The following is a 13,203-nucleotide window of genomic DNA, read 5'->3' on the forward strand; positions in this document are numbered from 1 at the left end:
GCACTACGGAGTCTACCAGCACTACAAGGTATAAAGGTATGAAACTTAGTCATATTTATAATTTTCTAGCAAAAGTATGTTGATAAGTTAAAGCAGTCCTTAACATAAAGCCAGTATAGAACTGACTTTATTTGTTAGTCTACGTATATTACCTGCCTTACTTATATAGCCTGCTCTCTACAAAAAACAGGGTTTGAGTATCTTTCTTCATGTCTCTTTTTTACTTTTTACTCTTTATTCTTTAAGCATCTTTGAAGGTAATGCGCTCATCAGGCAGATAAAGTTTTTGTTTATTGTAAAGATAATTTAGCATCTGCTCTCGTATCTCACACTAAAGGTATTGGCATTGAGGGCTATCGCTTATCAAACTACTTTAAATATAAGCTAATTGAGTCCATCAAAAAAAGCCAGCATTAAGCTGGCTTTCTCTATGCGTATTTGTAGTTATCTTGGTAATTTTGTCCGTTTATGGCAGCAGCGGTGTTAAGCGCGGCGCCAAGTCGTGCCAGCGCTACTATCTTCAAGCTCAATGCCCGCCTCTTTTAGCTGCATTCGTATCTCATCAGCCCGAGCGTAGTCTTTGTTGGCTTTGGCAGCGCCGCGCTCAGCAATCAGCGCATCGATAGCGTCATCACTAAGACCATTCTCTGACTTTTCGCCGATAACGGCTTGCAAAAACTGTTTTGGCGGCTGCTGTAGGATATTTAATGATTTGGCAAGCGCGCGCAGCTGCTGCGCTAACTGCCAAGCCTTGTCCGTATCTTGCGCTTTAGCTGCTTTATTGACTTCACTGGCTAAGCTAAACAACACGCTAATAGCCGCTGAACTATTAAAATCATCATTCATAGCCGCGATAAAGTCTTGACCTGCCGCGCTTTGATACGCTTGATTAATAAGCTCTTGGTCAGCCTCAAGCGCTTGACTTTGATGTTGTTGAGCGATTTTTAGTGCATTATATAATCTGCTTAGGCTATTATGCGCTTCATCCAAAGCGCTATCTGAGAAGTTGACTTGGCTGCGGTAGTGACTCGACAATAAGAAGAACCGCACGGTCTCAGGATGATATTTGTTCGTGACTTCGCGTATAGTAAAAAAGTTGCCCAAAGACTTAGACATCTTTTCACCATCGACATTGATAAAGCCAACGTGCATCCAGTTATTAGCGTACTCGCAGCCCGTTGCCGCCTCAGATTGGGCAATCTCATTTTCATGATGCGGAAACTGCAGGTCATGACCACCGCCATGGATATCAAAGGTATTGCCCAAGCATTTCGTCGACATCGCAGAGCACTCAATATGCCAGCCCGGACGCCCTTGCCCCCAAGGAGAAGTCCACTGCGGCTCGCCCGCTTTTGCAGCTTTCCATAAGACAAAATCAAAAGGATTACGCTTGATATTTTCAACCTCAACGCGAGAGCCTGCTTGCATCTCATTCAGCTTGCGCTTAGAGAGTTTGCCATAGTCGGCGAAGCTATCGACAGCGTAATAGACATCGCCATTATCAGCAGCATAAGCATAATCACCTTCGATTAAAGTGGCGATCATTTGCTGCATCTCATCGATGTGATCGGTAGCTCTCGGCTCTGCATCCGGACTCAAGCAGCCAAGCGTGGCAGCATCGTCATGCATCGCTTTTGTGAAGCGCTGTGTCAAAGTGCCGATATCTTCATTATTTTCGATAGCGCGCGCGATAATTTTGTCATCGATATCCGTTATGTTGCGTACATAGTTGACGTCATATCCTAACTGACTAAGCCAGCGCACTACCATATCAAAAGCCACCATCACTCGCGCGTGACCGATATGACAGTAATCATAAACCGTCATGCCGCAGACATACATGCCTAACTTGCCAGCGACTAAGGGCTGCAAGGGCTGTTTGCGAGCTGTCAATGAGTCGTATACAACCAGCCGGGACTGCGCATCGGTAACTGAGGTAGTCATAACAAATTAGCCTTTTGATAAAATGAAGTGATATAAATTTTAACGCATTATCTTAGCGAAAATGGACATAAAATACTACAATGAGCGTAGGACGCTATTAAATAAAACCGTTAATTAACCGCCCTCGCAGCGCGTTATGCAGCTAAGATACAATAAACTGGAATACAAAAATCTAGATACAAAAGCTAAGGAGCTCTAAATGGGCAATCGTTTAAGTAAGATATACACCCGCACTGGTGATGATGGCACCACAGGTATGGCAGATGGTAGCCGCGTCAGCAAAGCCGATATACTCTTTATAGTGATGGGTGATATCGACGAGCTCAACTCGCATGTTGGCTTAGTACGTGCCCAATTAACGCAAATGAACACGGCGGCTACTCAAGAGACAGCTCAGCATTTATCCCTCATCAAAGAGTCAGATTTTGCGCACGCTTTAGTAATTATTCAGCATTTACTATTTAACATTGGCGGTGAGCTGGCGATGCCAGAGTATGAAGGCGTAAACGAGACTCATATAGACTGGTTAGAGCAGCAGATAGATACCATGAATACTCGCTTGCCGCCGCTCAAAGACTTTATTTTGCCTACAGGGACGGTATTGGTCAGTCAATTGCACATAGCGCGCACTGTATGCCGCCGCGCTGAGCGTCAAGCGGTGTTGTTACAGCAGCAGCGCCCGCAAGCTATTCGTAGTACCGCTGTCAGCTTGATTAATCGGCTATCTGATTGGTTATTTGTCGCGGCGCGTTTTTGTACTGATCCTGCTCAAGTCTCGGAAGTCTTATGGGATAGTCAAGTTTTACAAAAGCTTAATAACGATAAATAATGTTCTGTTATCTGTCGCTTATAATTAATGACTCTTTTTATTAAATTAGTTTATTAATACTAGCCTTAAACGAAATTCTAAAACCCGCTTTGAAAATAACAAACAATCAAAAAGCGTCTATAACTTCAAGCTATAGACGCTTTTTTTAACCACTGATGCTTAAGACATGATTTTTAAGACAATCATAACCCTTAGTAAGTGGCACTATCGTCTTCGATGATGATCATATCGATGCTCTCATCTTCAGGCACGGCTTTTGGAAGTGCAGACTCTACTGGGTTATCATCATTTGTGATAGCCGCTGCCGTACTCTCTTCATTCGCACTGCCGCTTTGATTGATTGATGGCGGCGCTGGTGGTGTTGGCGGCTCGGCTCGACGAATAGGCTCAACTGGCGTCACCGTTCTAGGCTGACGGATGGTCTGATTCTCTTGTCTGTCTGACACAGCAGCTCTACGCTCAGCTGCCGCCTCTGCACGTTGATTCGCTGCTTGTTCATCTAGCACGGTTTTGAGTGATGAGCCTGCCATAACATCAGCGACTATGCCGATTAAAGCCGGTTGTCCTGCGATACGCGCTTGCACTAGGCCGTTTTGAGCACCAATGACATAGCTAAAAGCATCGTCTACTAACATGTTATTATTGATACGGATATTTTCTTTAGCCAATCGTGATTGCAAGCTTGGCTTGTTATTAGATGAATCTATGAGGCTGGCTTGGTATAAGTCTTCGCTAGGCAAAGTCATGCTGACGCTCGCCTGACAAGTGGTCATGCCATTGGTATTGGCTTGTTGTAAAACCGCTGCGTTTTGCACATCAATCTTGATATTACCCACTTTAGTATCGAGCATACTATTACTAATAGCCACGTCTGCGTTGTTGGCATAGTTAGTTGCAAGCGTTTGCGCTTGTTGATCTAACGTGTTCTTTAGTGCGGTTCTGAGACGGTCTTGAACCATAGGGTCATCACACTTCATTACGGGTGCAACATCAGCATCATCGGCGGCTTGCTGCTCAGCAGTAGTATCGGCGCTGTCTTCATCGTCTGGGCGACTACAGCCTGCAACGGCTAAACCACATACTAAACCAATACCAGCAACCTGCTGCCATTTCATCCACTTATTTTTGACTACGCTCATACTCATTTAGCTCCTGAGATACTGACCTTTTTATAACTGCCTTTAAGCTCTTTATCGTTACTTACGCTTTATAAATCATCACCATTTTACAGATAGTCTTTTACCCAATCTAAGGATAAGCTCTATCTGTTATCTACAGTCTTGTAACATAGATAATTTTAAAATGGCAACTTTAAAGAATAGCGACTTTAAAGAATGGCACTTCATTGAAAATGAAATCATTATACGGGGTTTGGCTAAAATGTTCAGCATGACGATTTCCAGATATACAAATAAAAGCCCTCAATCGATATAAAACTAGCGTTAGTTGCAAAAACACAACACAGAACGCTAAAAGGCACTGTGATTATTTATTGACTGTCAAAGCAAGCGGTCTATCATAAAAGGCAGCTCAGATAGGTATAATAACCTGCTTTGATCATGCAAAAGACTCTTACCTTATTATGATAAATTTTAAAAAAACGCAGCTCCTTGGGCATCGCGGTGCCCGCGTGGAAGCCCTAGAGAACACTTTATTCGGTTTTCAACACGCTAAGCGCTTGCAAGCAAGGGGCTTAGCAGGTGTTGAGCTCGATGTGCAGCTCACCGCTGATGGTCATTTAATTGTTTTTCATGATGACACCTTACAGCGTCTATGCGGCCTGCAAGCAAGAATTGACCAATTAAGCCTGCGCGAGATTCAACGTCACACCCAATCGGGCCATCATATCATTACGCTCGATATGCTAGCGCAGTCTCTACCGCTCTCAATGTCTGCCCCTGCATTTAAACCTCAACGTCAAGCGCTCAATAGTCTGTTAGGTGTTAATACCATCAGCAGTGATAAGGCTTATGAGATCACAGAATTAAGCAGTCAGGCTCATACTTTGAGTCAGTTTACTCATATCGAGCTTGAGATTAAGACTCACAATCGCACTGATCATACCAAGCTTGTGCAAGCGTTACTGCGCTACTTAGTCAATAGCCCGTTATCAAGCCTGCCGTTGGTATTAACGAGCTTTGATAAAACCCTACTCGCCCAATTGCAGCAGCATCCGCAGCTCTCATCGATATCTCGCGGCCTATTAGTGCTTGAGCCGAGTCTTATCTCATCAGCGCCCAATACCGCGCTGCGATTAGGCTGTACTCAACTGGGTATTCATTATCCGTTGCTAAACGAGCAAATCATCGCTAATTGTCATCGTTATCAGTTGCCAGTGAGCGCTTGGACGGTCAATGACATCAGTGCGATAAAACAGCTGATAGAATGGCAAGTCGATGTCATTATCACCGATATTCCTTCGCAATTATTATGACCCTAGCGTTGAGAGTTCCTAATTGATATTTTGTTATAAGTTATAGCGTTTGCCTAAATAACAGCATGCGATATCTGCTCTCTAAGCGCGATACCTTGTGTAACATATCTCCGCACAGTTTTACACTTTCGCTGAACACCTGATAGCTAACGTGGTTTTCTCTATAGATATACCATAACTCATACAAGTTATTGTTATTTAGCAATATTTTTCTAGTGCATATCTGTTCACTTTACTGTGTTTTTAGGGTAATATGGACGCTGAAATTAATACCGTTAGGGATATTACATGATTGCTAAAAAAGTAATAGGTTTACCACTTAAAGGCTTACGTCTCGCTATGAAGTCTGGTGATACGCTTATACAAAACGCTGGCACTCAAGCGCTACGTGTTAAGACATGGTTTGACAATAACAAGAGCAACACCAATACAGCAGCAGAAACTCAATTTGCGGCTACAAGCGGCTACAAGAATGCAAACTCTGTAGCCAACTATGAAGGTGTTGACCCTCTTGAGCTTGAATTCCAAAAGTCGCCCATTAATTTAGTACCTGCTATCTTTTTGATAGCAACGCCTATTGCAGCGGCAGTTATTACCCCTTGGTATTTATTGACTCATGAAGTCAGTGCGCCAGTCTGGGGTGTGTTTGGCGCCTTTATGGTCTGGACTGGCCTTAGTATTACCGCAGGCTATCACCGTCTGCTGTCGCACCGTGCGTATAAAGCCCATCCTATTGTCAAAAACTTTTTATTGCTTGGCTCAACCCTAGCGGTACAAGGTTCAGCCTTTGATTGGGTGTCAGGTCACCGCACCCATCATCGTCACGTCGATGATCGTATGGAAGACCCGTATTCAGCGCAGCGTGGGTTTTTCTTTAGTCACATTGGTTGGATGCTACGTAACTACCCTAGCGGCCGTTTTGATTACAAAAACATCCCTGATTTGACTAAAGATAAAGTGCTACAAATTCAGCATAAATACTATGGTCTTTGGGTTTTAGCAACTAACGTAGCTATGGTCGCAGCCGTAGGTTGGTTGATCGGTGATGTTTGGGGTACGCTGGTGTTAGCAGGCCTGCTACGTCTAGTGCTGACACATCATTTTACTTTCTTTATCAACTCTTTATGTCATATGTTTGGGACGCGTCCTTATACCGATACCAACAGTGCCCGTGACAACTTCTTTTTGGCGATATTTACATGGGGTGAAGGCTATCATAACTACCATCACTTCTTCCAATACGACTATCGTAATGGCGTTAAATGGTGGCAGTACGATCCAACGAAGTGGCTGATTGCCGGTTTATCTAAGCTTGGTTTAACCTCAGATCTGCGCACCGTTGATGATACGACGATTAAGCATGCTGAAGTACAAATGCAGTTTAAGCGTGCGCAGCAACAAATCGACAAAGCAACTTCTGAAGGTCTTGATATTCCGCAAGCAATGCAAAATTTCCAAGACCGTATTAAGCTTGAATACGATGCGTTTAAGCAAACCGTTGAAGAGTGGAAAGCGCTAAAAGCCAAAGCGGTTGAGATGAAAAAGACAGACTTTGCCGATCGCTTACACGAAGTGGATGATAAGCTTAAGCACGAATATATTAAAGTTGAGCAAAAAATCTTTGAGCATAATAATAATCTCAAAACCGCATTTCGCTCCATTGGCTTTAACAATAAAGCCGCTTAGTTTGTACTAAGTTAGTGTTAAAGCTAATATTTAAAAATTGCTACTTTTCTCCTACCCTCTAACTGTTATAGTTAGGGGGATTTTTTTGCTCAATTTATCGATAAAAAATAGGAAGCCGTTATGCGCTACCAAAATAGCTATGCCCAATTAGATCCGCGTCTATATCATAAGCAGCCGCCAAGCGCTCTTAACAACCCGCGTGCCGGCCACTTCAACTCACAAGTCGCTGAGCAATTAGGCTGGTCAACTGATCAAGAGTTAATGGAGCGCTGGGTCGAAATCGTCGGCGGAGAGTATGTGCCTGAGGGTTTTGAGCCGCTGGCGATGGCTTATGCCGGTCATCAGTTTGGGCAATGGGCGGGACAACTGGGCGATGGGCGCGGGTTGCTTATGGCACAGGTGCTAGATAATAATGACACCCTCCAAGACTTGCACCTCAAAGGAATCGGTCTCACGCCTTATTCACGAATGGGAGATGGCCGGGCGGTGCTGCGTAGTACTATCCGTGAGTACTTATGTGGTCATGCTTTTGCGCAATTGGGTATCCCTGCCTCCAATGCGTTAGGGTTTGTGGTCTCAGATACGCCTGTGCGCCGCGAAACCATGGAAGCCGGCGCCGCTTTAATGCGAGTAGCAGATAGTCATGTACGCCTTGGCCATGTCGAATGGATAGCGAGCTTTGCACCGGACTTGCTCGGTGAGTTTACTGATTATATGATCGATACTTACTATCCGGAGTGCCGCGATGCTGAGCAGCCGGTACTGGCATTTTTAAGTACTGTTGTCGAGCGTACCGCGCGTATGATTGCCGATTGGCAGCTGATTGGCTTTGCTCATGGGGTAATGAATACTGACAATCTATCGATTACCGGCAGCACCTTAGACTTTGGGCCTTTTGGCTTTATGGAGCGCTTTAATCCGGCTTGGATTAATAACCACTCTGATCATACAGGACGTTACGCTTATCAGAACCAGCCCGCTATTGGATATTGGAACCTTAACGTTTGGCTACCGCATTTTATGCGTCTTGAGGGCGTGACTCGTGAGACTCTAGCAGACTGCTTAGCACCTTATGAGACAACCTTTATGCAGCATTACCAACAAGGTCTGTGCCGCAAGCTCGGACTGCCGCACGAGCAAGACAGTTTAGTGCTAGCGTTTGAGTGGTTAAGCTTATTAGAGGATAACCTGCTCGATTATACCAATAGCTTTCGCGCTTTATTAGGCTTGGTTGCTCCTGATACACACCCTCATGAGAAGCAACTATTAGCGACTATAAGCCATGAACTACCGCCAGAGGCGCTAGCAGTTTGGCAAGACTGGCGGCAGCGCTATCTAAACCGACTTGCTACCTTAGCGACCGATGAGGTAATCGAGAGTTTGAAAAACAACAATCCAGTCTACGTGCTGCGTAACGAGATGGCACAGCGCGCTATTACGGCAGCCCAGCAAGGTCAATTCGATGAAGTGGCTAGAGTTTATGACTTGTTAAGCCGGCCTTATGAAGTACAAGATATCGCCACTGATCTTGATACCACTCCTCCTGCTCCTGACGCGCCGCAATTGCCGATTAGCTGCTCTTCATAGATGACTTGTCATGTTATTTTAATTTGTACATTTAGCGCCGGTTGACTAGGCAGTGAATTGACATTGATGCTAGAATAGTTATTTTTTTAGCGCAAGGTGTTTATCTGCCTAGCTAACCCCTGTGTGCTTTTAAAAATTTGGCTTTATCCTAGCCATTATTTTATGGATAACGGCCTATCACAGTCTTAAGGCGCTGATATTAGCCTTTTTTATGAGTCAGCTCGAAGTACCCTTTTTTATGACCCCTCTGGATCTCCTATAACCATTTTATCCTAACTATGGCCATTATTATGAATGACGATACCTCCTTGAATACGGACAGCCCAGCTTCAGAAATCGAACAGTTTGAACAAGCGGCTCTTCATTACCACTCGCATCCTCGTCCAGGTAAAATCTCAGTCACTCCTATCAAGCAGCTCGCCAACCAACGCGACTTAGCGCTTGCTTATTCACCAGGGGTTGCCGTACCTTGTCTTGAGATCGAAAAAGATCCAAAACTGGCAGCTAAATATACGGCTCGTAACAATCTAGTGGGTGTCATCACTAACGGTACCGCAGTACTTGGCTTAGGCGATATCGGTCCTCTAGCTTCAAAGCCTGTGATGGAAGGTAAAGGCGTCCTATTCAAAAAATTCGCCGGTATCGATGTTTTTGATATCGAAATCGCGCAAAACGATCCTGACAAGTTCATCGAAGCAGTAGCGTCTCTTGAGCCGACTTTTGGTGGTATCAATCTTGAAGATATCAAAGCACCAGAGTGCTTCAAAATCGAGCGTGAACTGCGCGAGCGTATGAACATTCCCGTCTTTCATGATGATCAGCATGGTACTTCTATTATCGTGGCCGCCGCTTTACTCAACGCTCTAATATTGATCGATAAAAAAATCGAAGAGATTAAGATTGTCTGTTCAGGAGCGGGTGCTGCCGCTATCTCTTGCCTAGATATTATCTGTGCCCTAGGCGTTAACAAAGACAATATTTTTGTCTCTGATTCACGCGGTATTATATCTACTAGCCGTGATAATCTTGATGAGTCCAAGCAGCGCTATGCCCGCGATACAGATGCGACGACTATCGAAGAGGTTATGGATGATGCCGATATGTTCTTAGGCTTATCGATGCCTGGCATTTTGACTCCTGATATGGTCAAACGTATGGCAAAAGACCCTATCGTCTTTGCACTTGCTAACCCAACGCCTGAGATTATGCCAGAGCTTGCGCACTCCGTACGTCCAGACGTGATTATGGCAACCGGTCGTTCAGACTACCCTAACCAAGTCAATAATGCCCTGTGCTTCCCTTATATCTTCCGCGGCGCCTTAGATGTTGGCGCGACCGCCGTTAACGAAGAGATGAAGGTCGCTTGTGTTCGGGCTATTGCAGCTATGGCTCACGTTGAGGCTACCCCTGTCGGTAATGTCAAAAACACGGATAAGATGCGCCGTTTTGGCCGCGATTACTTGATCCCAGGACCACTCGAGCCAAACTTAATCATTGAGATTGCTTCTGCTGTGGCGCAAGCGGCAATGGACTCAGGCGTCGCTAGCCTGCCTATTTTAGATATGAAAGCCTATCGCCAACGCTTGTCTGAGTTTGTCTATAACTCAGCGTTTGTGATGAAGCCTATCTTTGCGCGCGCCAAATCTGATCCTAAGCGTATCGTTTACTGTGAAGGCGAAGATAATAACGTGTTATTAGCTGTACAAGTTGTGGTCGATGAGCAATTGGCTCAGCCTATTCTTGTTGGTCGTCCAGCTGTGATCGAAGCCAATATTGAAAAGCTTGGCCTGCGTCTACAAGACGGCGTCAACATAACTATCGTCAATCAAGATGATGATCCACGCTATAAAGACTACTGGCAAGGCTACTACGAAAAGAACAAACGTAAAGGTGTCAGTATAGAGCTGGCTCGCCGTGATGTTCGCCGTAAGACCTCGCTTATCGGCTCTTTATTGGTCGAAAATGGCGATGCCGAAGGCATGATCTGCGGTACGTTTAGCCATTATCATCTGCATTTAGAATATGTACAAAACGTCATCGGTAAAAAACAAGGCGTTAGTGATTTTTATGCGATGAACGCGGTACTCATGCAAGATCGTAATATTTTTATTGCCGATACTTATATCCATGAAGACCCGACTGCTGAACAATTGGCCGAGATGACGGTACTGGCCGCAGAACAGCTTGAGCGCTTTGGTATCACCCCAAGAGTCGCTTTGGTATCGCACTCAAACTTTGGCACCTCAAACCGCGAAAGCGCGGTAAAAATGCGCAAAGTCTATCAGTTATTGACCGAAATGAATGTCAACTTTGACTTCGATGGTGAGATGCAAGGGGATGCTGCGCTTGATGAGCATATTCGTATAGAAGACTTCCCTTCTACCGAATTTAGAGGCGCGGCCAATCTGCTCATCTTACCAACACTTGATGCAGCAAATATCGCCTTTAACTTGCTAAAAACAGCAACCAATAGCGCTTCCATCGGTCCTATCTTATTGGGTGCTAGTAAGCCTGTGCATATCCTAACGCCATCAGCGACTGCTCGCCGTATTGTCAATATGACTGCACTTGCCGTCACCGAAGCGCTGGACTTAGAAGAAGAGCAGAAGTAATCTAATCGTTTTGATAACTAGCCGTTTTGATAACTAGGAGCACTTATCATTTAGTAATAAGTGCTATGCTATAATAAAACCAGCTAACGTCGCGCGTTGGCTGGTTTTTTTTGGTTAAAATTTAGGTTTTAGAGGTGAGCATGCAAGTGTACTTGGTAGGCGGTGCGGTTCGCGATGGGCTGCTTGGTCGCCCTGTGACTGACAAAGACTTTGTAGTGGTAGGCAGTAGCGTCGAGCAGATGCTAGCTGCAGGGTTTCAGCAAGTAGGCGCAGACTTCCCAGTATTTTTGCACCCAACCTCGCACGAAGAGTATGCGCTTGCCCGCACTGAGCGCAAGCAAGGACACGGCTATCAAGGATTTAGTGTCCATGCCAGCCCTGACGTGACGCTACAACAAGACTTGCAGCGCCGCGATTTGACCATCAATGCGATGGCAATCGAGGTGACCAGCTTAACCGATGACACCCCTATCACAGGCGAAGTTATCGATTATTATGGCGGCCTATATGACATTGAACAAAAAACCTTGCGCCATGTCTCAGACGCTTTTGGTGAAGACCCGCTACGAGTGCTGCGAGTGGCGCGTTTTTATGGTCGTTATCATGCCTTAGGGTTTAGTATCAGTGGTGACACTTTGCAATTGATGCGCAAGTTGGCTACTTCTGGTGAGCTTGCGCATTTGAGTTGTGAGCGCGTTTGGCAAGAGTCTAGCCGCGCTACTATGCAGGTCTCTCCTCATATTTACTGGCAGACGCTATTTGACATTGGTGCGCTTAATGACTATTTTGCACCGCTGGGCCAAGCATGGCAAAACACCACTGTTAAAGAAACCGTACAAACCGCTTTGTATTTCGCCGGTCAAATGCAGTTGAACCTCTCACAGCGTTGGGCCCTGCTTATGGCGAGTCTCGGTGACGCTTTATTTCATTTAAAAAACGATGCAACCACAGCTTCTAAGAGCATCTCTAGCCTAGGTCAAAGCGCCAAAGTACCCAAAGCGCATACTCAATTTGCTAGTCTTTTTGTCGAGCAGGCGCAGCAGCTAAATAACATAGATGAGCTGAACGCCGCACAAAAGATTGATCTTATTCAAGCTTGTAGCGCGCACAAAGCCCCTGAGAAGATCTCGCAATTATTAGCCACCAGTCAGGTGCTACAATTGGCCATTCATCACCGTCAAATGATGCTAGCGCTGAGTAGTTATCATGCTATTGGTATGCCTGATATTGCAGGCGACCTAAAAGGGCCAGCTATTGGGGCGGCTCTGCGCGGCGCTCGTATCCAGCACCTGCAAGCTCAAGATGAGCAAACCTAGCTTATGACAGATCTTGACACTGCCCCCGTTATACTCGTCACTGGCAGCGCTAAGCGTATTGGTGCAGCTATTGTTAAAGCTGCCCATCGTCAGGACTACCGCGTTATTATCCATTGCCATAATAGCCAGTCTGAGGCACAACAACTCAGCGACGAGCTCAATCAGATACGCCCGCATAGCGCCAAAGTATTAATCGCAGACTTATCCGTGATTAATGCTAAAGACCGCTTAGACACTTTTGTCAAAGCTAGCATCGGCGCGTTTGGTCAGCTTGATGTACTCGTGCACAACGCCTCTCGCTTTTACCCAACTCCTATAACCTCTATAACTAGTATCGATAATGAGCAATGGGATGAGCTGTTTTTAACTAATGCTAAAGCGCCTTTGATACTCAGCCAAGCGCTACTACCCTACTTGCAGGCTCAGCAAGGCTGTATCATTAGCCTGCTCGATATTCATGCGCACAACAAGCCCTTTAAAGATTACACTGTGTATAATATGGCAAAGGCCGCCCAGCGGATGATGGTACAGTCGCTAGCGCTTGATCTAGCACCAAGCGTACGTGTCAACGGTGTAGCACCTGGGGTTAATGTCTTACCTGAGACTGATAGCGATCAAGCGCTTGAGCCTACGCTGCAGCATAGTATCGTTGACTCCATACCTCTACAGCGAATCGGTAAACCTGAAGACATTGCTCACAGCGTACTATATTTAATACAAGCCAGCTATGTCACCGGACAGATTATCGACGTTGATGGTGGACGCGGTCTCACCCTAGCAGGTGGTAAGTATTAA

At 45.4% G+C, this 13,203-nt stretch carries 9 protein-coding genes; 7 read left to right on the forward strand and 2 right to left on the reverse strand.

Annotated features, from left to right (window positions below):
• Nucleotides 1-483: 483 nt before the first annotated feature.
• Entirely contained in the window at nucleotides 484-1,944 is a 1,461-nt protein-coding gene (cysS, locus tag I3248_RS03205; protein ID WP_238062532.1) for a cysteine--tRNA ligase, read from the reverse strand.
• A 199-nt stretch (nucleotides 1,945-2,143) separates the two neighbouring features.
• On the opposite strand from cysS, the gene I3248_RS03210 reads away from it, so the two are divergent.
• Nucleotides 2,144-2,773, forward strand: coding sequence for a cob(I)yrinic acid a,c-diamide adenosyltransferase (locus tag I3248_RS03210; RefSeq protein WP_238062533.1), 630 nt, complete (start codon nucleotides 2,144-2,146; stop codon nucleotides 2,771-2,773).
• Nucleotides 2,774-2,964: 191 nt separating this feature from the next.
• Here the strand turns inward: I3248_RS03210 and I3248_RS03215 are convergent, their stop codons facing one another.
• Nucleotides 2,965-3,912: a hypothetical protein gene (locus I3248_RS03215; protein ID WP_238062534.1), complete on the reverse strand. Its 948-nt coding sequence runs from the start codon at nucleotides 3,910-3,912 to the stop codon at nucleotides 2,965-2,967.
• A 443-nt stretch (nucleotides 3,913-4,355) separates the two neighbouring features.
• On the opposite strand from I3248_RS03215, the gene I3248_RS03220 reads away from it, so the two are divergent.
• The 6 genes from I3248_RS03220 to I3248_RS03245 all read left to right on the forward strand — a co-directional run bounded on the left by I3248_RS03220 (nucleotide 4,356) and on the right by I3248_RS03245 (nucleotide 13,203).
• On the forward strand, nucleotides 4,356-5,207 hold the full coding sequence (locus tag I3248_RS03220; RefSeq protein WP_238062535.1) for a glycerophosphodiester phosphodiesterase: 852 nt from the start codon (nucleotides 4,356-4,358) through the stop codon (nucleotides 5,205-5,207).
• Nucleotides 5,208-5,495: 288 nt separating this feature from the next.
• Nucleotides 5,496-6,893 (forward strand): fatty acid desaturase, encoded by a 1,398-nt coding sequence (locus I3248_RS03225; RefSeq protein ID WP_238062536.1) that lies wholly within the window; start codon nucleotides 5,496-5,498, stop codon nucleotides 6,891-6,893.
• A gap of 120 nt (nucleotides 6,894-7,013) precedes the next feature.
• Nucleotides 7,014-8,480 carry a protein adenylyltransferase SelO family protein gene (locus tag I3248_RS03230; protein ID WP_201602285.1) on the forward strand — a complete coding sequence of 489 codons (1,467 nt, stop codon included), beginning with the start codon at nucleotides 7,014-7,016 and terminating at the stop codon, nucleotides 8,478-8,480.
• Nucleotides 8,481-8,770: 290 nt separating this feature from the next.
• Nucleotides 8,771-11,092, forward strand: coding sequence for an NADP-dependent malic enzyme (locus I3248_RS03235; RefSeq protein ID WP_238062537.1), 2,322 nt, complete (start codon nucleotides 8,771-8,773; stop codon nucleotides 11,090-11,092).
• A 140-nt stretch (nucleotides 11,093-11,232) separates the two neighbouring features.
• Nucleotides 11,233-12,408, forward strand: coding sequence for a tRNA nucleotidyltransferase (locus I3248_RS03240; protein WP_238062538.1), 1,176 nt, complete (start codon nucleotides 11,233-11,235; stop codon nucleotides 12,406-12,408).
• A 3-nt stretch (nucleotides 12,409-12,411) separates the two neighbouring features.
• Nucleotides 12,412-13,203: a pteridine reductase gene (locus I3248_RS03245; protein WP_238062539.1), complete on the forward strand. Its 792-nt coding sequence runs from the start codon at nucleotides 12,412-12,414 to the stop codon at nucleotides 13,201-13,203.

It is taken from the genome of Psychrobacter sp. Ps3, assembly GCF_022129275.1.
Lineage (GTDB): Bacteria > Pseudomonadota > Gammaproteobacteria > Pseudomonadales > Moraxellaceae > Psychrobacter > Psychrobacter submarinus.